The 20780-nt window shown below is 66.3% G+C and carries 20 protein-coding genes and 1 tRNA gene; 16 read left to right on the top strand and 5 right to left on the bottom strand.

What is annotated here, in order from left to right:
* Positions 1-101 precede the first annotated feature (101 nt).
* The 4 genes from K8P10_RS11065 (at position 102) to K8P10_RS11050 (ending at position 4921) form a co-directional block, all read left to right on the top strand.
* Positions 102-923 (top strand): DUF5819 family protein, encoded by an 822-nt coding sequence (locus tag K8P10_RS11065; RefSeq protein WP_224778975.1) that lies wholly within the window; start codon positions 102-104, stop codon positions 921-923.
* The gene (locus K8P10_RS11060) at positions 920-2023 is read left to right on the top strand and encodes an HTTM domain-containing protein (RefSeq protein WP_224778974.1); all 1104 of its coding nucleotides are present in this window, start codon (positions 920-922) and stop codon (positions 2021-2023) included. The genes K8P10_RS11065 and K8P10_RS11060 overlap by 4 nt, the downstream gene beginning before the upstream one ends.
* A gap of 9 nt (positions 2024-2032) precedes the next feature.
* Positions 2033-3361: a DNA repair protein RadA gene (radA, locus tag K8P10_RS11055; RefSeq protein WP_224778973.1), complete on the top strand. Its 1329-nt coding sequence runs from the start codon at positions 2033-2035 to the stop codon at positions 3359-3361.
* A gap of 66 nt (positions 3362-3427) precedes the next feature.
* Positions 3428-4921, top strand: a complete 1494-nt coding sequence (locus tag K8P10_RS11050) for a malate:quinone oxidoreductase (RefSeq protein WP_224778972.1) — start codon at positions 3428-3430, stop codon at positions 4919-4921.
* 60 nt (positions 4922-4981) lie between these two features.
* On the opposite strand, the gene K8P10_RS11045 is transcribed toward K8P10_RS11050, so the two are convergent.
* Together K8P10_RS11045 and K8P10_RS11040 are read right to left on the bottom strand one after the other, a co-directional pair.
* The gene (locus K8P10_RS11045) at positions 4982-5749 is read right to left on the bottom strand and encodes an HAD-IIB family hydrolase (RefSeq protein ID WP_224778971.1); all 768 of its coding nucleotides are present in this window, start codon (positions 5747-5749) and stop codon (positions 4982-4984) included.
* Between the two features lie 30 nt (positions 5750-5779).
* The gene (locus K8P10_RS11040; RefSeq protein ID WP_224778970.1) at positions 5780-7189 is read right to left on the bottom strand and encodes an alpha-amylase family glycosyl hydrolase; all 1410 of its coding nucleotides are present in this window, start codon (positions 7187-7189) and stop codon (positions 5780-5782) included.
* A gap of 182 nt (positions 7190-7371) precedes the next feature.
* Here K8P10_RS11040 and K8P10_RS11035 point away from each other — a divergent pair, with 182 nt between their 5' ends.
* Complete coding sequence (locus K8P10_RS11035; protein ID WP_224778969.1) at positions 7372-7647, top strand: DUF2277 domain-containing protein; 276 nt, start codon at positions 7372-7374, stop codon at positions 7645-7647.
* Positions 7648-7666: 19 nt separating this feature from the next.
* On the opposite strand, the gene K8P10_RS11030 is transcribed toward K8P10_RS11035, so the two are convergent.
* Positions 7667-8623: a carbon-nitrogen hydrolase family protein gene (locus K8P10_RS11030; RefSeq protein ID WP_224778968.1), complete on the bottom strand. Its 957-nt coding sequence runs from the start codon at positions 8621-8623 to the stop codon at positions 7667-7669.
* Positions 8624-8804: 181 nt separating this feature from the next.
* Here K8P10_RS11030 and K8P10_RS11025 point away from each other — a divergent pair, with 181 nt between their 5' ends.
* Positions 8805-9053 (top strand): antitoxin, encoded by a 249-nt coding sequence (locus K8P10_RS11025; RefSeq protein WP_224778967.1) that lies wholly within the window; start codon positions 8805-8807, stop codon positions 9051-9053.
* Here K8P10_RS11025 and K8P10_RS11020 read toward each other — a convergent pair.
* A complete protein-coding gene (locus K8P10_RS11020; protein WP_370632010.1) occupies positions 9036-10232 on the bottom strand; it encodes a benzoate/H(+) symporter BenE family transporter in 1197 nt (398 codons plus the stop codon). The genes K8P10_RS11025 and K8P10_RS11020 overlap by 18 nt on opposite strands.
* A 137-nt stretch (positions 10233-10369) precedes the next feature.
* Between K8P10_RS11020 and K8P10_RS11015 the strand changes: the two genes are divergently transcribed.
* The 10 genes from K8P10_RS11015 to K8P10_RS10970 all read left to right on the top strand — a co-directional run bounded on the left by K8P10_RS11015 (position 10370) and on the right by K8P10_RS10970 (position 20285).
* Complete coding sequence (locus K8P10_RS11015; protein ID WP_224778965.1) at positions 10370-11008, top strand: DUF1345 domain-containing protein; 639 nt, start codon at positions 10370-10372, stop codon at positions 11006-11008.
* A 78-nt stretch (positions 11009-11086) separates the two neighbouring features.
* Positions 11087-13597: an FdhF/YdeP family oxidoreductase gene (locus K8P10_RS11010; RefSeq protein ID WP_224778964.1), complete on the top strand. Its 2511-nt coding sequence runs from the start codon at positions 11087-11089 to the stop codon at positions 13595-13597.
* Complete coding sequence (locus tag K8P10_RS11005; RefSeq protein WP_224778963.1) at positions 13572-13730, top strand: hypothetical protein; 159 nt, start codon at positions 13572-13574, stop codon at positions 13728-13730. The genes K8P10_RS11010 and K8P10_RS11005 overlap by 26 nt, the downstream gene beginning before the upstream one ends.
* Before the next feature lie 10 nt (positions 13731-13740).
* Complete coding sequence (locus tag K8P10_RS11000) at positions 13741-13890, top strand: hypothetical protein (RefSeq protein ID WP_224778962.1); 150 nt, start codon at positions 13741-13743, stop codon at positions 13888-13890.
* Between the two features lie 133 nt (positions 13891-14023).
* Positions 14024-14341, top strand: a complete 318-nt coding sequence (locus tag K8P10_RS10995) for an HPP family protein (RefSeq protein WP_224778961.1) — start codon at positions 14024-14026, stop codon at positions 14339-14341.
* 211 nt (positions 14342-14552) lie between these two features.
* A complete protein-coding gene (gene otnK / locus K8P10_RS10990; RefSeq protein ID WP_224778960.1) occupies positions 14553-15827 on the top strand; it encodes a 3-oxo-tetronate kinase in 1275 nt (424 codons plus the stop codon).
* 44 nt (positions 15828-15871) lie between these two features.
* Complete coding sequence (locus K8P10_RS10985) at positions 15872-17092, top strand: TIM barrel protein (RefSeq protein WP_224778959.1); 1221 nt, start codon at positions 15872-15874, stop codon at positions 17090-17092.
* A 36-nt stretch (positions 17093-17128) separates the two neighbouring features.
* Entirely contained in the window at positions 17129-18109 is a 981-nt protein-coding gene (gene denD / locus K8P10_RS10980) for a D-erythronate dehydrogenase (protein ID WP_224778958.1), read from the top strand.
* The gene (locus tag K8P10_RS10975; protein ID WP_224778957.1) at positions 18106-19554 is read left to right on the top strand and encodes a GntP family permease; all 1449 of its coding nucleotides are present in this window, start codon (positions 18106-18108) and stop codon (positions 19552-19554) included. Before denD ends, K8P10_RS10975 begins: the two co-directional genes overlap by 4 nt.
* A 68-nt stretch (positions 19555-19622) precedes the next feature.
* Positions 19623-20285, top strand: coding sequence for an aldolase (locus K8P10_RS10970; protein WP_224778956.1), 663 nt, complete (start codon positions 19623-19625; stop codon positions 20283-20285).
* Positions 20286-20578: 293 nt separating this feature from the next.
* On the opposite strand, the gene K8P10_RS10965 is transcribed toward K8P10_RS10970, so the two are convergent.
* Positions 20579-20655, bottom strand: a tRNA-Pro gene (locus K8P10_RS10965).
* Positions 20656-20780 lie beyond the last annotated feature (125 nt).

Raw genomic sequence — 20780 nt, 5'->3', positions numbered from 1 at the left:
TGCGGGCGGGGTCGTGATTCACGGCTCCGCCCCGCCGGGCGTTTCGGGCGTCCACGGGCGTCCGACCGACACACTTGGCAGATCGAACATAAGGGAGAGCAGTGGGCTCAGAGTCGTCCCCCTCACGCACTCAGAAACCGAAAGTCTGGGTGCGCCTGGTCGCCTTCGTGGCCGTGCTCGCGACCGCCTGGCACATCTTCGCCTCGTTCCTGTGGATCGCCCCGCCGTCGCCGCTGCGCGAGGTGGTGCCAGGCAACGCCCTGAGTTCATACATGATTCCGATGTTCGGGCAGTCGTGGAGCGTGTTCGCTCCCGAGCCCATCAACGGTGACTTCCACTTCAACGTCCGCGCAAAGGTGCCGGGCGATGACGGTGAACTTCGGGAGACGGGGTGGGTGAGTGCCACCGATGTCGAGCTCTCGATGATCCAGTACAACCTCACCCCGCCTCGTGCAGGCCTCCAGTCCAGCGAGGTCGCGTCGAGCTACAAGAACGCCTACGACAAGCTCGAGCAGGTGCAGCGCACGACCGTCGGAGGGAACTTCGCCGTCGATGACTGGCTGGTCGGACTCGAAGCCGCGCTCGAGAACCAGGCAGAATCCGCGCAACAGGACTCCGAAGAGGGTGAGCAGGCACAGCCGAACACCGCAGAGATCGAGCAACTCGTCGCTGAGGAGCGCCGATCCACCGCCTACGCCACCCAGGTGGCGCGTGCGATCTGGGGCGAGGAGGTCGAGGAGGTCCAGTACCGCGTGAGCCGTCAGAACGTGGTTCCTTTCGCGCAGCGACACAACGACAATGCTGAACGGCCGGAACCGACGGTGATCCTGCCAGGATGGCGAGGCCCCGTGATCGAGGAGGGCCAGGACGACGGCAACTTCGCCGCGACCTTCCGCAAGCAGTACGAGAGGAATGCAGAATGAGCGACCAGCCCACCACTCCGGTCGCCAGATTCGGCGCATTCATCGGAAGCCTCATCGCGGGCACCTGGATGGCCGCGATGAACGGTCTCGGCCGCGCGATCGAGGCGCTTGAACGCTGGCTGTTCAGCGGCAAGAAGTCGCTGTACGGCCTCGCGGTGACCCGCATCATCTTCGGTCTGACAGCGCTCGGACTGTTGCTCACCAACTTCAGCACCCGCCTGTACACGTTCGGCTCGGGCTCCGCCTGGAACGGGGAGATGCGCGCTCCGCTCAGCGACTTCCCGCAGATCTGGCTCTTCAGCGCGTTCCATCGCGTCGCGGCGAACGACGTCGCGTTCACGATCCTGTACGTTCTGCTGATGGTCATCGCCATCCTGTTCGCGCTGGGCTGGCGGTTCCGGATCGTGCTGCCCGTGTTCTTCGTGATGTGGGTCAGCTTCATCGAGATGAACGACATGGTCGGCGATCAGGGTGACAATATGTTCAGGATCGCGCTGATCCTGCTCTTCTTCGCGGATCCCGCGGCGCGCTGGTCGCTCGACGCCAGGCGGCGCGCGAAGCGCGAGTGGTTCCCCGAGGGAAGCTCGGGCAACCAGATCGGGACCGTCCTGCACAATCTCGCACTCGTCGCGCTCACCGCTCAGGTGGCGTTCGTGTACGCCTCAGGCGGGCTGTACAAGGCGCAGGGCGCACCGTGGGCAGAGGGATACGCGGTGTACAACCCCCTGCAGACGGCGCGGTTCGGCACCTGGCCGATCCTCAGCGACCTGGTCACGGCCTGGGGCCCGATGGTCGCGATCGCGACCTGGGGGTCCGTGCTGCTGCAGATCGCCTTCCTGTTCATGCTCCTCTCGCGTCCGACGCGCCTCGCCGGACTGTTCGGTATCCTCAGCTTCCACATCGCCATCGGTGTGCTGATGGGGCTGCCCTGGTTCTCGCTCACGATGATCGCGATCGACTCGATCTTCATCCGCGACCGGAGTTGGCACGAGCTCGGCGAGCAGATCAAGACGCGGTGGCGCGCCACGGCTCGGCCGCAGACCGGGGAGTCCGAAGCGGAAGTCGAACGCGAGACCGTGGGTGTCGGAGGTGACCGCTAGGCTCGCCGCATGGCGAAAACCAGAAGCGGGTACGTCTGCTCCGAGTGCGGGTGGCAGACGAGCAAGTGGGTCGGTCGCTGCGGCGGCTGCCAGCAGTGGGGCACGCTGCAGGAGAAGGCGCCAGAGGGGGCGAAGCTCGCCCGCACCGTCGCCGCGACCGTTCCGGCTTCGGGCCGCGAGGCGCAGCCGATCACGCGCGTCAGCGGCGATCGGGTGGCCCACATGCCCACGGGCATCGGTGAGCTCGATCGGGTGCTCGGGGGAGGAGTCGTGCCCGGCGCGGCAATCCTGTTTTCGGGCGAGCCAGGAGTCGGCAAGTCGACTCTGCTGCTAGACGCCGCAGCGCGCGTGGCGGCCTCAGGCGCCCGTGTGCTCTACGCGAGCGGGGAGGAGTCGACGGGGCAGATCCGTCTGCGCGCCGAGCGCACCGGAGCCCTCCACGACACGCTCTTCCTGGCCAGCGAGACCGATCTCGCGACGGTACTCGGGCACATTGAACAGGTGCGCCCTGGCCTCATCGTGGTCGACTCGGTGCAGACGCTCGCGAGTGCTCAGGTCGAGGGTGGTGCCGGCGGCCCCGCGCAGGTGCGGGAGGTCGCGGCAGCGCTGATCCGGGTCGCGAAGGAAAGCGGTATCCCGGTGATCATCGTCGGCCACGTCACGAAAGACGGCACGGTGGCAGGGCCCCGGTTGCTCGAGCATCTCGTCGACGTCGTCTGCCACTTCGAGGGCGACCGGCAGACGGCACTGCGTTTTCTCCGCTCGCTGAAGAATCGCTACGGGCCGACGGATGAGACCGGCTGCTTCCAGATGGCGAGCGGTGGAATCGAGGAGGTCCCCGACCCGAGCGGACTGTTCCTGAGTCGCACTGAGGAGCCGGTGAGCGGCACGTGCGCGACGGTCTCGCTCGAGGGGCGCCGCGCCCTGCCCGTGGAGGTGCAGGCGCTCACCGCCACGAGCTCGACACCGAATCCGCGACGCGTGACGAGCGGGGTCGACTCCTCCCGGATCGCGATGATCCTCGCGGTGCTCGAGCGGCACACGGGGGAGAAGCTGCACGACGTCGACGTGTACGTGTCGACGGTCGGTGGGGTGCGCCTCACCGAGCCTGGAGCGGACCTCGCGATCGCCCTCGCGGTGCTCTCGTCGATTCGGGATCGGCCGTTGCCGCGCGACTTCGCCGCCGTCGGCGAGCTCAGCCTCGCGGGGGAAGTGCGTGCTGTCGTCGGAGGCGAGCAGCGGGCCGCTGAGGCGAAACGTCTCGGCTACGCCCAGTTCATGGATGCCACCGTGAAGACCGTCGTCGCGGCGCGGGATCGCCTGCTCCCGCGGTCGTAGCGCACGTGATTCGCTCTGCGGAGGTGCGTCACCGGCGCCCAGTCACGAGGAGTAGACTTGGTTCCTGTGAGTAATAACACGGTAGATGTCGTCCTGATCGGCAGTGGCGTGATGAGCGCCACACTCGGCACCCTGATCAAGCAGGTCCAGCCGGACTGGTCCGTGACCATCCTCGAATCCCGCAGCGCCGTCGCGACCGAGAGCAGCAACGGCTGGAACAACGCTGGCACCGGGCACGCGGCGCTCTGCGAGCTCAACTACATGCCCGAGGCCATCGACGGGACGCTGAACGTCGACAAGGCCGTGAAGATCAACGAGCAGTTCCAGCTCTCGCGGCAGTGGTGGAGCTCACTGGTCCGCGACGGCGTGCTCGAGGATCCGTCAACCTTCATCAACGCGACGCCGCACATGACGTTCGTCCGCGGTGAGGAGAACATTGCGTATCTCCGTCGTCGCTGGGAGCTCCTCCGTGACGAGCCGCTCTTTTCCGACCTCGAGTTCAGCGAGGACCCCGAGCAGATCGCCGAGTGGGCCCCGCTGCTCATCGACCGGCGTGCGAAAGACGAGCGCTTCGCCGCGACTCGCTCGGAGAGCGGTACCGATGTCGATTTCGGGGCGTTGAGCGTGCAGCTCATCGACCACCTCAGCGAGCAGGGCGTCGACGTCGAGATGTCGACCGAGGTCCGTCGTCTGCGCCGGCTGCCCGACGGTACCTGGGATGTCCTCGCCCGCAATCGCAACGGTTACGGTCGCACACGCATCAACGCGCGATTCGTCTTCGTGGGTGCGGGCGGCGGAGCGCTCTCGCTGCTCCAGTCGTCGAAGATCCCCGAGATCAAGGGGTTCGGCGGCTTCCCGATCAGTGGCAAGTTCCTCCGCTGCGACAACCCCGAGGTCGTCCGTCAGCATCAGGCCAAGGTGTACGGCAAGGCCTCGGTCGGCGCGCCCCCGATGTCGGTTCCGCACCTCGACACCCGCGTGGTCGATGGTCAGGAGAGCCTGCTGTTCGGCCCCTATGCCGGGTTCAGCCCGAACTTCCTGAAGAAGGGCTCCTGGTGGGACCTGCCAGGATCGATCCGACTGCACAACCTCGGGCCGATGCTCAAGGTCGGCCTCACCGAGTTCTCGCTTGAGAAGTACCTCCTCAAGGAGCTCCTGGCGAGCCGTGAGAAGCAGATGGAGACACTCCGGGAGTACATGCCTGCCGCGCGCACGGAGGACTGGTCGATGATCTCGGCCGGCCAGCGCGTCCAGGTGATGAAGAAGGACCCCGAGAAGGGCGGAGTGCTGCAGTTCGGCACCGAGATCATCACCGGCGCAGACGGCTCCATCGCCGGACTGCTCGGGGCTTCCCCCGGGGCGTCGACCGCGGTGCACGCGATGCTCGACATCATGCAGCGCTGCTTCCCGGAGAAGTTCGAGAACGAGTGGCGCGAGAAGATCGTGGAGCGGGTGCCGGCGTACGGAACCGGCCTCAACCACGACCGCGACGCCGCAGCGGCTTCGCTCGCCGAAACCGCCGACGTGCTCGGCCTGTCGCGTCGGGCCGTCGAGGCGTAGCATCAGTTTTCGCGGTCGATGTCGGCGCATCTCGACCGCGAAAGCGAGCGCGGCTCCGGGTCAGTCCTCGGAGGTGAGTTCTTCGAGGAACGCGACGGTGTCCTCCCACCCGGTGACGGCGTGCGTGGCGACGCCCATCGCCTTCACCGGGTAGTCGTTGCCCGCCGGATCGAGACGGTCGCCGATGAAGAGCATGTCGTCGAGATCGATGCCGGTGTGCTCGGCGAGCTTGCGCATGCCGTATGCCTTGTCGATGCCGCGCCTCGTGATGTCCACTGAGGTCGAGCCTCCGCTGCGCACCTCGAGATCGGGGAGTCTCGCCGCGACAGCGGCGCGGAGGGCGTTCTTCTTCGCGCCGTCCGGATCCCAGACCTGCTTCACCTCGACGGGGGCGGTCTGGCCCAGTGCGGAGAATGTGACCTGAGAGCCGCGATCCTCCAGGATCTCGCCCCAGGGCTCGGCCTCCCAGAGCCCGAGTCGCTCTGCTTCCTCTCGCAGTGCGATGAGGGCCGCGTCCCGTTCTGCGGGAGTCAGGTGCTCCTGGTAGATCGTGCGCCACGTGCCGCGTTCGCGCCGTTCGTAGCGAGTGCCGCAGGTGGGGAGCAGGTGGAGGCGTTCGAGCGCCACCTCGGTCACGTCGGGGGACCGCTCGAGGCTGCCGACCAACTGTGCAGTGAACTGCTCGAAGTTGCCCCCGGAGATGACGGCGACAGTGGTGCGGTCGAGCAGAGCGAGGAGCGCTGACACCATACGCGGGTCGACGGCGGACTTGGAAGGTGCGAGGGTGTCGTCGAGGTCGAACGCGACGAGGCGAGGGATCTGAGGCACGGCAGTATTCTCCCACAGCCGTTGCGCCTCTCAGACGACGCGGAACCAGGCTGTCGTCTCCCCGCGGAGTGTGGCGGTGTCGCCTCGGGCTCGCCGCGGTGCGCTGCTGAGGAGGAGGTGGACGCTTCCCAGCGCTGCGGGCAGTCGCACGTCGGCCGATCCGAAGTTGGTGACGGTGAGCCAACCACCGGGTCGCCGGAACCCGACGACGTCGGGGTGGCTGCAGTCGATCCACTCCAGGCTCTCCGAGGTCTGCAGTTCGCGACGCAGTGCCACGGCCCGTCGGTAGAGCGAGAGCGTGGAGTCCGGGTCAGCCGCCTGCACGAGTGCGGCATGGTACTTGAACCACTCCGGCTGAAGGATGTCGGTGGGGCCGCCGAAACCGTATGAGGGGCCGTCGAGGGTCCAGGGGAGCGGGACGCGGCAGCCGTCCCGTCCGACACGGGTTCCGGCGCTGGTGAAGAACAGAGGATCCTGCCGTTCGTCGTCGGCGATGTCGGCAACCTCGTGCAGTCCGAGCTCTTCGCCCTGAAATAGCGATGCGCTCCCTGGTAGCGCCAGCATGAACAGAGTCGCGGCGCGTGCCCTCCTGAGTCCGATCGCGTGATCCGGTCCTGCCGTGCGCCCGCGGCTGGCCACCCAGTGCTCCGCGGCGTCCAGGTGCCCATTCGGCGAACTGCGAAGGCCAGGTGGGCTCTGCTGCGGAAAGCCGTAGCGGGTCGCGTGGCGGACCGTCGTGTGATGCGACAGTGCCCACGTGGGTGCGGAGTCGGATGCCGCCGCCCGGGCGAGTTGATCCCGCACCACGACGCTGAACGCGTGCGCCTCGAACGGTACGCGGCAGAGGTCGAGCGTGAGGACCTGGCCCGTGCTGGTGGGTGGCGCGGCGGTGGGCGCTCGCTCATCTGCGCGAACCGCCGTGACCGCGTGACGTGGAACGGGGTACTCGCCGAGCGTGCGTCTCCACTCGCCGATGACGGCGTGGAAGTCCTCCCGCGCCCAGAAGGCGGGGGTCCCCTCGACGCGGAAGCCGTCCACGCCGCGGTCGGACCAGAATCGCATGGTGTTCTGGAAGTCGTCGCGCACCTCGGAGTCCCCCCAGTCGAGATCCGCCGCGCGATCCGGGAGGAGCGTGATCATCAGCTTGATGTCTGCCGCATGCATGCGGGCGACCATGTTGTCGAAATCCTCGAGTGTCCCGAGCCGCAGGTCCACCTCGCGGGGGTCGTCTGCGTCGGAGCCGTCGCCCGTGCGCGCGGAGGGGTAATGCGGGCTCAGGCATACGGCATCGACGCCGAGAGCGCGGAGATGAGCGATCCGTGAGGTGATCCCCCGAAGGTCGCCGATACCATTCCGGTCGGCGTCGGCGAATGAGCGCGGATAGATCTGATAGACGCAGGCCTGGCGCCACCAGTCAGCGGTCGATGAGTGATGGGGCATGGTGTCCTCTTCCGCTCGAGACTCTGCCGACCCGATGCGGATCGGCTCAGCCGAGCGGCGCAGATGCGTGTTCGGCAACCCCACCCTGATGTTCCATGCCAATTATATTCGGCCACGTGCAGTGGCGCAAATCCCTGCGCTCCAGGGTGGCGCAAGCGAGTCGCTCGGCGTACGGTGACGGTATGTGCCGCAATATTCACACACTTCACAACTTCGAGCCGACAGCCACGTCCGACGAGGTGCACGCGGCCGCGCTGCAGTATGTGCGCAAGATCGCGGGAACATCGAAGCCGTCCCGCGCGAACACCGCGGCCTTCGACCGAGCAGTCGCCGAGATTGCTCACGCGACCGAGCACCTCCTCGCATCGCTGGTGGCGACGACTCCTCCGAAGAATCGCGAAGCGGAGGCCGAGAAGCAGCGCGCGCGGGCGCTCGCGTCGGGCCGATACGCGCGCTGACGCGGCCGGGTGCGTCGCGTCAGCTCGAGGGAATGACCGGGATCGCCGACGTGTCGACCGGAACCAGGGCAGCGACCACCGGGATCGCGGAGGTGTCGGACGGCACGCTCAGTGCCGCTGCCGCGGGAACCTCGTAGTTCCACACCGCCGGGTCGATGCGGCCACCGTAGAGCGGAAGCGGGATGGGCGCATCGTCGTTGCGGAACTGCGACCAGGGACGGGATACGGCGGCGGTGCCGAACTGCCTGGCCGCCGCCGCGTCATCGAAGTTGACGAGCGCGGTCAGCACCTCTGGCCCGGACTCCGGGCATGCGGCTCGCACGACGCCCTGCGGGTCGACGAGCAACGAGCGGCCCCGCCCGGTCGGCGCGGCCGAGTTCACGGAGGCGATCCACACCTGATTCATGATCGCGTTGCCACGGACGATGGTGTGCTCCTGTTCGCGATCGCTCGTGCCGGTCTGTACGAGATTCAGCACGAGTTCCGCGCCCATCCACGCCAGGTGGCGGGTGTGCTCGGGGTACCAGACGTCGTAGCAGATCGACATGCCGACGCGGCCGTAACCCGGCATGTCGAACACCTCGAAGGCGCTGCCAGGGGTGCTCGCCTCTGCGGGGCGCCAGGGGAAGATCTTCCGATACGTCGAGACGCGCTCACCGTCGGGGGAGTAGACCAGCGACGTGTTGTAGATGCGTCCGTCACCGCCGCGCTCGTACACGCTGCCGGGCACGAGCCACACCCCCAGTTCGCGGGCGAGCTCCCCGAGTGCTGCGAAGCGGGCGTCGTCGAGCGGGTGGGCGAGCTCTTCCGGATTGCGCCAGGGCTCGGCCGAGTCCAGGTGGAGCTCGGGGAACACCCACATACGGACCTGCGGGTAGCGCGCGGCGAAGCTCCGCATCCGGTCCGCGAAGTCGGACGAGTCGGGCCGGGCCTCTGCCGGGTACTGCACCATTGCCAGGCTGAGCGTGCGAGACATCAGTGTCCTCACCGTGTTGACGAGCGAATGCTCTGCGAACAGATGTCTTCTAGCTTAGGGGGAACAGCGACGTCTCGATGGCCCGCGGCTCACAGTGATCTGCTCCAGCGTCCCTGACGCTCACCGCTGAGTTCACTGAAATCCCTTGACAGTGATGGCCGCCGCAACGAAGCATATGGTCATGGGACTCGACAAGATCGTGAACGCCGCCAAGAAACTCGCCAACGACCCGAAGGTGCAGGAACACCTGAAATCGGAGCGGGCCGAACAGATCAGCGATTCCGTCCTCGACAAGGCGGCCGGTGCCGCGAACTCGGTCACGGGCGGGAAGCACGAGGAGAAGATCACCCGTGCGCGGGACGCTGCGGATCGGGCGATCGGCACCGACGGCGATCCCGATCAGCGGGGCGACTCAGCGCCGCGACGCTGACCCGAGGAGCACGGCCCGGGTCGCCAGCCCGATGAGGAGCGCCCAGAACGCCGCGCCGATGCCCCACACCGTGATCCCGGATGCGGCCACGAGCAGCGTGAGCGCGCATGCCAGGCGATCCTCGGCGTCTGCCCACGCGCTCTGCACGGACGAGGCGAGGGTACCGATGAGGGCGAGCCCGGCAACCGCCGGGATGAGGCCTCCTGGCGCGGCGAGCGCGATGGTCGACACGGCCGCTGCCCCGATGGCGAGGGGCAGGTAGAAACTGCCGGCCCACGCTGCGCTGCGCCACCGACGTCCGAACGGAACCCCGGTTTCGTTGCCGGCGGCGAGCGCGGCGCTGATGGCAGCAAGGTTGATGGCGTGCCCGCCGAAGAATGCCGCTGCCGACGTGCCGAGTCCGGTCGTGATGAGTGATGGACGCCACGGGGCGGTGTAGCCGAACGACTGGAGCACCGCGGCGCCCGAGACGTTCTGCGACGCCATCGTGACGATGTAGAGCGGCAGCGCGAGGCCGAGCATCGCCTGCCAGGTGAACGTGGGGAGCACGAACTCGAGCGCGGGCGCCCAGCGCACGGCTGCCACATCTGCCGCGCCGATCGCGAAAGCGATCGCAATGATGACGAGCGCCGCGCCGAACGCGATCGGAACCGCCCACCTGGGCCAGAACCGCATGCCGATCAGCCAGACCAGTGCCACGGGCAGCACGACCGCTGGACTCGCCACAGCCGCCTGGACCGGTACGAGACACAGCGGGACCAGCACTCCGGCGAGCATCGCCTGCGCGATGCCGGCGGGGATCCGTGTCATGAGGCGCCCGAGCTGCGGCCAGAGCCCGGTCACGAGGAAGAGAACACCGCACACGACGAACGCCCCGACCGCGTCGGAGAACCCGCCTGGCAGTCCACCGGACCCCGCCAGTACCGCAGCGCCGGGAGTCGACCACGCGAGCGTGACCGGTACCCGATACTTCAGGGACAGGACGAGGCCGCCGAGCCCGACGACGAGGCAGAGCGCGCCGAGGCCGGAGGCGGCCTGGGCGGACGATGCTCCAACCGCCTGCAGTCCCGTCAGCACCACGGCGAATGAGGCGGTGAACCCGACGGCGGTCGTGACGAACCCTGCGCCGACCTCGTTCGCCTGGACACGGGGAACGGGTGCGGCAGTCACGCACTCCATTATGGGTGACGCCGGCACCGCAGTGCCGCGGCTCCGTGCCAGGACGCTATCCGGTCAGAAGTGATCGCCCTGCAGCGTATAGGCTCTTCGCCACCGCACCCCGGCAGGGAACGACTTCGAGAATCGAGGCACGAACGATGAACGCACTCCGCAGATCCACGCGACTGAGGTTGGTCCTCAGCGCCTGCGTGGGCCTCGCGGCAGGGTTCGGAGTGTGGATGCTCGGGGAAGTGCATCTCGGAGTGACGATAGGGATCACCGTGGCAGAGGTGTGCTTCGTTGCTGCCACCTGGGGGCTCCTGTGGACACTCGACGAACGCGCTACCGCCGAGAACGCCAGGCGCGAGGACTTCAACCCGGTCGCCGACGAACTGCTCGTCGTCGTCGCCTCGAGTCTGGCGATCGTATCGGTGATCGCTCTGCAGCTGGTCAACGGTGCCGAAGCCGGGGTCCTTGCTGCTGTGTTCACGCTGATCGGCGTCTTCGGTGCGTGGGCGTGCGTGCAGCAGACATATTCGCTGCACTATGCCTCCCTCTACTATCGGGAACCCGTCGGCGGCCTCGACTTCAACCAGAGCGACCCGCCTCGGTACTCCGACTTCGTCTACTTCAGTTATGCCGTCGGCATGACCTACGGGACCACGGACGTGGCGGTCGGGAATCGCGAGTTCAGGGCGATCGTGCTGAGACACGGACTCACAGCGTTCATCTTCGGCCTGGTCATCCTGGGTGCTTCCGTGAACCTGGTGGCCGGTGTGTTCGGCCTCGGCGGGTGACGCGCCGTCATCCGCTACCCAAATGCGTCTGCGGGACGTAGCCTGGGACCTACTGACCGTGGGGTGGGGGGAGCGCTCATGACACAGCAGGACGGGGACAACGGGCTCCAGGGTCGCCATGAGCGTGAGGACCATGGCAGCGCGGATCCTGACCCGACGCACCACGCGGCTGAGAGCATCGAGCGACCGCCGGAGGAGCGGGGTTCGGCGGTGCCAGAGCAACTGCCGATTGTGAACGCGCGTGGTGAACAGGGCGCCGGAGGCTACGGTCCGCGCGTGGACGGGCGCTCGAGTCAGCGCGACTACGACCATCCAGCTGCAGGCTGGGGCGCGGCGCTGTCAGTCGGTGAGGTGCTGATCCGTGAGAAGGAACCGATCGCCGGTTCTGCGGCGATGCTGAAGATGAATCAGGAGCGCACAGGTTTCGACTGCCCAGGATGCGCTTGGCCGGATGACCTGCACGGATTGAAACTCGATATCTGCGAGAACGGCGTCAAGCACGTGACGTGGGAGATGACGCGAAAGCGGGTCGATGCGGAGTTCTTCGCCCGCCACACGGTCTCCGAGCTCAAGACCTGGACCGATTTCGCACTCGAGGATCAGGGGCGACTCACCGAGCCGATGACCTATGATCCGGAGACCGACACGTACGTCCCGATCTCCTGGGAGGACGCTTTCGCTCTGGTCGGCGCAACGCTCCGAGACCTCGACTCGCCAAATGAGGCGGCGTTCTACACCTCAGGCAGGCTAGGGAACGAGCCGACCTTCCTCTATCAGCTCTGGGCGCGCGAGTTCGGTACGAACAACCTCCCCGACTGCTCCAACATGTGCCATGAAGCATCGGGGCGTGCGCTGAAAGCATCGCTCGGCACCGGGAAGGGCACCGCGGACCTGGTCGACTGGGAGAAATCCGACGCGCTCTTCATCATGGGAGTGAACGCCGCCTCGAACGCTCCTCGCATGTTGACCTCGCTTGCCGAGGCCTACCGACGGGGCGCGAAAATCGTCCATGTGAACCCGCTCGTCGAAGCCGCTTCGCGTTCGACGATCGTGCCGCACGAGTTCGTCGACATGGCACTGTTCAAGGCTACGAAGACATCGAATCTCGATCTGCAGGTGCGGCCCGGCGGAGACTTGGCCCTGATCCGAGGAATGGCGAAGATCGTGCTCGAGCGAGCCGAGTCCGACCCAACGGCGATCGACGCATCGTTCCTCGAACAGCACACCAGCGGTTTCGCCGAGTATCGCGCCCTCGTCGAGCGGACCAACTGGGGCGACCTCGAGCGAGATGCCGGCCTCTCGAGGCAGCAGATCGGCGAAGCCGCAGAGATCTACCTGGGTGCGGAACGAACGGTCATCAGCTGGTGCCTGGGGGTATCGCAGCACGAGCACGGGGTCGATACCGTCCGCGAGATCGTCAATCTGCTGCTGCTTCGCGGCAATGTGGGGCGCACCGGCGCCGGTCCCTCGCCCGTACGCGGGCACAGCAACGTGCAGGGCAATCGTACGTGCGGCATCGACCACCGTCCGGACGAGGATTTTCTCTCACGCATGGATCAGGCGACGGGAATCACCTCACCGCGGGAGCACGGACTCGACACCGTCGGCACGATCAAAGCCATGGACGAGGGGCAAGTCAAGGTTTTCGTCGGGATGGGCGGCAACTTCGTTCGGGCCGCGCCGGATACGGCGTACACGGAGCAGGCGATGCGAAAGTGCGCACTCACTGTGCAGGTCTCGACAAAACTCAATCGAAGTCACTTGGTGCACGGTGAGCGCGCACTGATCCTCCCCTGCATCGGACGCACCGAGCGCGATGAGCAGGATACCGGCGTGCAGGAGACCTCGGTCGAGGACGCCATGAGCATGGTCCATCTGTCTCGCGGCCACCGGCGCCCTGCTTCGCCGCACCTGCGCTCCGAACCCGCGATCATCGCAGGGATGGCGCGCGCCACGTTGCCCGATTCGCAGACCCCGTGGCAGTGGTACGTGGGTGCCTACGACCGGATTCGAGAGGTGATGTCGCGGGGTCTCGCCGGATTCGATCGATTCAACGAGGTCGTGCGGCAGACCAACGGATTCCGGATCCCGCAACCCGCGCGTGAACGAGAGTTCCTCACGCCGACGGGGCGCGCCGAGTTCTCCCTGGCCGAACTGCCGCAGGTCGTGCCAGACAATCCGGACACGTTGATCCTGCAAACCATGCGGTCGCACGACCAGTGGAACACCACCATCTACACCGACGACGATCGGTATCGGGGGATCCGGAATCTGCGGACGCTCGTCTTCATGCACCGGGACGACATGCGCGCGCGAGGCATCGCGCATGGGGACCTCGTCGACATCACCTCCACGTCGAAGGACGGTACGGTGCGTGAGCTGCAGCGATATCGGGCCCTGCAGTACGACCTGCCCGCGGGGTCAGCGGCCGGCTATATGCCAGAGATGAACGTGCTCATCGGGTGGGCCGACTACTCGGAGCAGAGCGACCAGCCGCTGATGAAGAACCTGAACGTGACGATTCGCAAGAGTCGCGCCGACACCACCGCTGAAAGGAACCCGCATGGGACATCACGACAAGAACGATGAACTGCGCGAAGCACGCGCCGAGCAGGAGCGGCGTCGCGAGGAGCGACGTGATGAGAACTTCGACCGAACGGGTGACAGCCTGGACGAAGGATCTCAGGACGAGCGCCGCCACGAGGGAGATCGACGGGGGTAGGGACTTTCTGATGTCTCGGCGAGAGAAGCGCGACGAACGAGAGGCTGAAGCTCTCGCGAACGAGCAGGCGCAGGAAGCTGAGCGAGAAACAGAGACGGACGATTCTTCCGTCGACCCCGACGAGAACCTTGAGCAGGAAGAGGAGCCGGCGTCGAGGTAGTGGGTCATGACGACGCCCTCCCCGTGCGAAGGGCCGCCACCGGGTCGCCACCTCCGAGCCGCACGGCGCCCAGCTGTCGCTCGAGCGTGACGCCAGTGATGGAGATAGGGATCAGACGCTTGTCCTGCTCCGAATGGTCAGCGACCTCGCGCGGACGCTGATTCTGATAGCGGCGTTCGGATCATCGTGCGTGCTCGTCTTCCTCCTGCCGGACGCCCCGCTATCGAGGCCGCTCAGCGTTGTCGGGGGCCACTCCATCGCGGCGCTGTGCGGGCTCCTTGCTCACACAGTGTTTCCGACCAGGTGGTGGAGCTTGGGTATCTCGGTAGGCGTTGCGATGGCAGCCATGGCCTTGGCGCGCGTGATCCATCCTCGTGCGGGTGGCACACCGATCGCGATCCTGCTCACGCACGAGACTCGCAGGCACGGAGTGGAACTGGCGGGGGAGTAGCTGAGCATGAACGCGGCTCGACGGCTTGAGGATTCTCGGCACTCGGCGCCCATGCAAGTCCGGCCATCATCGCCTAGCACCTCGAGTGCAACCCGCTTCCGTCGAGTGGTACCCCTCAGCTACGAGTGGTGCAGTTGCTTCCAGTGTGATACTTTTTGTGAAGCCAGTTCACAAGTTTTAACAGTGGCGGATTTCTCGCCGGGGAGTAGCAATGGGGCTCAAGATCGGAGTGATCGCCGATGATTTCACCGGCGCGACGGATATCGCCGGGTTCTTGGTGGCGGGTGGAGTTTCTACGGCGCTCCTGACCGACCTCGATGCCGCTTCGGAGGTAGCTGAGGACACTGGTGCGGTCGTGATAGGACTCAAGACGCGTTCGATTCCCGCTGCCGAGGCGGTCGCCCAGAGCTTGGCCGCCCTCGAAACGCTCCAGCGATGGGGAGCGGACCAGATCATATTCAAGTACTGCTCGACGTTCGACAGCACGCCCGCCGGAAACATCGGCCCGGTCACCGACGCGTTGCTCGAGGCGCTCGAGCAGGACTTCACCGTCGTCGTCCCGTCGCTCCCCGTCAACGGGCGCACGGTCTATCGTGCGAACCTCTTCGTGCACGGTGAACCGCTCGCCGAGTCAAGCATGCGGAACCATCCCGTCACCCCGATGAGCGACTCCAATCTCGTCCGTCTCATGGAAGGTCAGAGCCGCGGCCGAGCGACCAACGTCCCCTTTGACATGGTCGAACGCGGCGGTGATGCAATCCGCGAGGCTCTCGATGAGGCCCGGAAGGCCGGCTTCAGCTACGTCGTGGTTGACGCGATGACCGAGTCGCACCTCGACGCCATCGCCGGCGCCGTCGCCGATTTGCCGCTCATCACAGGGGGCTCGGGCATTGGAGGGGCCATCGCCGCGCATCACACGGAGCGCTCCGATGACTCCGATCCCGTCGACGAGTGGACGGCCACCGAGGCTCCCGCGATCGTGCTCTCCGGATCGTCCTCGCACGCGACGAACGAACAGGTCGCGCGCTACGCAGCAGAGGCACCGCACCACTCGTTGGATCTGGAGCGCGTGCTCGAGGACGCCGAAGCCTATCGCTCCGAACTCCTGGACTGGATCCAGACATCCTCGACCGGAGCCAGCGCACCGATCGTCTACGCGACCGATGCGCCCAAGCGCGTCTTGGCTGCCCAGCAGGCGTACGGAGCGGAGCGGCTCTCGGGGGCCATCGAAGTCTTCCTCGGGCGGCTCGCCACCGAGCTGGCGGAGCACGGCTTCCGTCGTTTCATCGTCGCTGGGGGTGAGACCTCCGGTGCCGTCACGCGGGCGCTCGGCGTCCGCGGGTTCGACATCGGTCCGTCCATCGCGCCTGGCGTGCCCTGGACTCGTGCGCTCGGCACAGACCTGCAGCTGGCGTTGAAGTCGGGCAACTTCGGTGGTCCCGATTTCTTCTTCGCGGCGCAAGACCTTCCCGCCCCGGCGGCCTGAGGCCCCAGAGCTCATCCGATCCCGCCCGATCCCTGGAGAACCCGATGCCGCGCTTCGCCGCCAACCTCAGCATGCTCTTCACTGAGCTCCCCTTCCTCGACCGATTCGACGCCGCGGCCGCGGCCGGTTTTCGGGGGGTCGAGTACCTCTTCCCTTACGATGTTCCAGCGTCGGAGATCGCTGAGCGGCTCCGCGCGAATGAGCTGACCCAGGTGCTGTTCAACGCTCCACCGGGTGATTGGGGGGCCGGAGAGAGAGGGATCGCATCCCTCGCCGGTCGCGATGACGAATTCGACCGGGGCATCGACCTCGCTTTGGCGTATGCGAAGGAGCTCGGGAACACGCTGATCCACGTCATGGCCGGCGTACCGGAGGACCGCGCGTCCGACGAGACACGTGAGCTCTACGTGTCTCGCATCCGGCGCGCGGCAGACATGGCAGCGCGTGAGAACCGAACGATTCTCATCGAGGCGATCAACCCCTACGACATGCCGGGATACTTCCTGGGGAGCGTCGCGCAGGCGAGGGAGCTCCTCGTCGAGATCAGCCGCCCGAACGTGGAGCTTCAGCTCGATCTGTATCACGCGCAGATTACCGACGGCGACCTCTCGCGCCTCATACGTGCAACGCAGGACGGTCGCCTCATCTCGGTGGCAGGCGGTGTTGCGGTGCCCGCGAGGATCGCCGTCGACGCGAGCCACGAAGCAAAGTTGCGCATCCGCCAGGACGAGAAGCGCGCCATCGCGGCCGTCGCGGTCTCACGCATCGCTCCGAGCGATGTGGTGTACCTGGACGCCGGAACGACCACCCTCCTGATCGCCGAACTCATCGCTCGAGATCTTGCGGATCACGATTTGACGATCGTGACGCCCGACTTCGCGGTGGCATCTGCTTTTCGCGCGACCCGGCGCGTCAGCGTCCACGCGCTCGGTGGTCACGTCGACCTCGCCAACATGGCGACGGATGGGCCCTTCGCCGCAGCCTCACTCGGCGACTACAACATCGACGTCGCCTTCATGTCGACGTCGTCCTTCGACCTGCGCGGACTTTCGGTGCCGGCCGAGTCCAAGGTGGTCGTCAAGCGAGCCGTCGTCGAGAACTCCCGTCGTTGCGTGCTGGTAGCAGACAGCAGTAAGTACGGTCGCGTCGCGTCGCATCGGGCGGTCAAGCTGTCGGCCTTCAGCGCGATCATCACCGATGCGGGCCTCCCGGACAGCGCGGCCGAGTTCGCCGCGCAGCAAGGGATCGAACTTGTTCTGACGTGACACCCCTCATCTACCACCCTCAATGAAAGGACGACGATGAACATCATCGTTACCGGCGGTGCCGGATTCCTCGGGAGCAGAGTGATCGCTCAGCTTCTGGCAGCCAAGGACGGCGGCACACCCCCAGTGGAGTTCGACCGCATCGTCTCGTTCGACCTCGCTCCGTCGAAGGTTCAGGACGACCGAGTCGACTCGGTCGTCGGCGATCTCGCGGATCCGGATCTGGTGCGAAGCGTGGTGAACGACAACACCGTCGCGGTCTTCCACCTCGCGGCCGTGCTCTCGGGCGGATCGGAGGAAGACTTCGACCTCGCGTACCGCGTCAACGTCCAGGCAACTCGCGAGCTGCTGGAGGCGGCGCGAGCCGCGACGACGACGCCGCGCTTCATCTTCACGAGCTCGCTCGCCGTCTTCGGCGGACCGATGCCCGAAGTGGTCACCGACACGCTCGCGACCCAGCCGGCCTCGACCTACGGCGCCTTCAAGTCCATCGGAGAGCTCCTGGTCAACGAGTACTCCCGCAAGGGGTATGTTGATGCGCGCATCTGCCGCCTTCCGACGATCTCGGTGCGCCCGGGGCGTCCGAACTCCGCAGCGTCTTCCTTCGCAAGCGGCATCATCCGGGAGCCGCTCCTCGGAGAGCCATCGACGGTTCCCGTGCCGCTCGACACCACGATGTGGCTGTCCTCACCCGATACCGCAGTCACGAACCTCGTGCATGCGCTTCGGCTGGAGGCCGCCGATTTGCCGGAGTGGCGCGTGATGAACCTGCCGGGAGTGAGCGTGAGCGTCGGTGAGATGCTCGAGGCGCTCACCGAGGTCGGCGGACAGCAGGCGCGCGATCTCGTGACCATCGAGCCGGATCAGCGCATCATCGATATCGTCTGCTCGTGGCCGGGGAGCTTCGATGTGAGCGGCACCCTGGCGCTCGGGTTCACCGCGGATATGAGTTTCGCGGACGCGGTGCGGCAGTTCGCCAACGAGTTCGCTTCGCAGGAAGCGGGGGCAGTTCGATGAATGACCCCGTCATCGCGATCATCGGCCTCGTCGCCGCCATCGCGCTGCTCATCTTCTTCGTCGTCCGTACGAAAGTGCACGCGCTACTTGCTCTGGTTATCGCGGCATCGATCGCCGCACTCGCGGCGGGAATGGCACCGGCAGAGGCCATCGCCACGATCACGACCGGTTTCGGCGCCACTCTCGCGTCCATTGGCCTGGTGATCGGCTTCGGAGTCATGCTCGGGCGGGTACTCGAGTCCTCGGGTGCGGCGGAGCGACTCGCGATCGCGCTGGTCCGTGGTCTCGGCAAGGGGCGTGAGCAGTGGGCGATGGCCGGTGCCGGCTTCATCGTCTCGATCCCGGTGTTCGTCGATTCGACGTTCATCATCCTCTCGCCGCTCGTGAAGTCGCTCGCCCGAACTGCGCAGCGTTCCGTGATCACGCTCGGTATCGCGCTTGCGGCGGGTGCCGTGGTGATGCACCACGCTGTGCCGCCCACGCCCGGCCCGCTGGCAGCCGCCAGCATCTTCGGCGTTCCCCTCGGGGAGCTCTTCATCTGGGGCACGGTCATCGCGATTCCTGCGGCAGTCGCCATGACCCTGTACGCGACATGGGTGGGACCTCGCATCGAGGCCAAAATGGCCGGCACGGCAGCATCCGAGATGGCAGAGGAGTCGATCGCGGTCTCCGCAGCGCAGGGCGGTGGCAGCACTCTCGTCGCGGAGCGCGCTCAGGGCGAGGCGCTCGCCGAGTTCGAGGCCGCCGCGCAGGATCGCGTGACGAAACTCCCGTCCCTCTTCATGAGCCTGGTGCCGATCTTCGTCCCGATTCTGCTGATCGTGCTGAACACGTCAGTCGCTGCGCTCGCACAGAATGAAGCACTGAACGTGCCCGAGTGGGTCGCCGGTTCGGCTGCGTTCATCGGAAGCCCGGTCATCGCACTCCTCATTGGTGTGCTCCTCGCGATCTATGGTCTCGCCCGTCAGCAGACCCGCGAGGGCACGCTCGCCGACATGGAGAAGGGGATCGAGTCAGCTGGCATCATCCTCCTCGTGACCGGCGCCGGTGGAGCACTCGGTGCGGTGCTGCGTGAGAGCGGACTCGGCGACACGATCGGCCAGTGGGTGGCCGGTCTCCCGCTGCCGTCGATCCTGATCCCGTTCATCATCGCTTCGCTCGTGCGCGTGGTGCAGGGATCCGGAACAGTCGCGATCATCACGGCAGCATCGATCGCCGCGCCGATCATGGCGGACGTTCCCGGCGTCAACATGACGTTGGCCGCTCTTGCCGCGTGTATGGGAGCGATGGTGTTTAGCTACTTCAATGACAGTCTCTTCTGGGTCGTGAACCGAACACTCGGCATCACCGACGCGAAGCTGCAGATGCGCGCGTGGTCGGTGACCACGACGATAGGCTGGGCGGTCAGCCTGGTCATCCTTCTCGTGCTGAATCTCTTCCTCTGAACGGGTGGGGGCGGGGGTATTCGCCCCCCGTCCCCCTCCCGCGTTCACACGCTCAACGAAAGGTCCATGTGACTGCCGAAGATCTGAGAAACGATCTAGTCCTTCTCGCCCGGAGCCTGTTCGACCGAGGATTCTCGGTGGGCTCTGCCGGGAACATCAGCGTCCGATTGCCGGAGGGTGGGTTCCTCATGACTCCGACGAACGCGTCTCTCGGCAGGCTCGTTCCGGACGAGCTATCCGTGCTCGACACAGAGGGGCGGCACATCTCAGGGCCGAAGCCGTCCAAAGAGGTCGTCATGCACCTCGCGGTATACGAAGCTCGTCCGGCCGCAGGGGCGGTGGTCCACCTGCACTCGACCTATGCGACTGCGATGAGCTGCCTCGCAGGCACCGCACCCGCGGGGGAGGGCCCGTCACGTGCTGACACCATTCCCGCGCTGACCCCGTACTTCGTGATGCGCGTCGGTCGGTCAGTTCCCTTTGTTCCCTACTTTCGCCCCGGTACCGAAGCGGGCGTCGCCGATGTTCGCGCCGCGGCGTCCGTCTCCGCGGGGATCCTGCTCGGCAATCATGGCTCGATCGTTGCGGGCAGCACGCTTCACGACGCCGTCAACGCCGCTGAGGAGTTCGAGGCATCTGCGCAGCTTGCGTTTCTCCTGGAAGGGCGCGCGACGCGCGCGCTCACTCCTGACGAGATCAGTGAGCTCGAACACATGAAGGTCGGGCGCTGAGGCGAAGCTCCTCGTCCCGCAGAGTGGGGACTCCACCCCGGTGGGATTCGGGTCGGACCGTTCCCGAGACGACTCCGGTCCTCGTGCTCATTTGTGACTGCGAAGTCGTTACCAGTGTCGCCCGCACCGGTGAGGTCATCGCCGAGCACACCATCGATCCTGCGAAAGGCCACCAGCCTCGGAAATGATGGATCGGTTGTCGACAACGTCGGGTCCCGCCGGCCCCGGTGCGCCGTAAACACGATGCACCCAGAAGAAAAGCCCTGGTGAGAACATGTTCTCACCAGGGCTTTTGGTCGGGATGACAGGATTTGAACCTGCGACCCCGTCGTCCCGAACGACGTGCGCTACCAAACTGCGCCACATCCCGATTGCGCTGTTGCGCAACGACTACTCTAGCGGGTCGCGACGCAAACGCGAAAACGGGTGCGACGGGGTGTCGGGTCGGCCGCCGCGAGGCTGCAGTTTCTCCGGTTTCGAGGGGCGCGAAGGGGG

Source organism: Leucobacter sp. Psy1 (genome assembly GCF_020096995.1).
In the GTDB taxonomy this organism is placed as follows: Bacteria; Actinomycetota; Actinomycetes; order Actinomycetales; family Microbacteriaceae; genus Leucobacter.
Note: the sequence above shows the minus strand (reverse complement) of the source record. Positions and strands in the feature narration are given on the sequence as shown.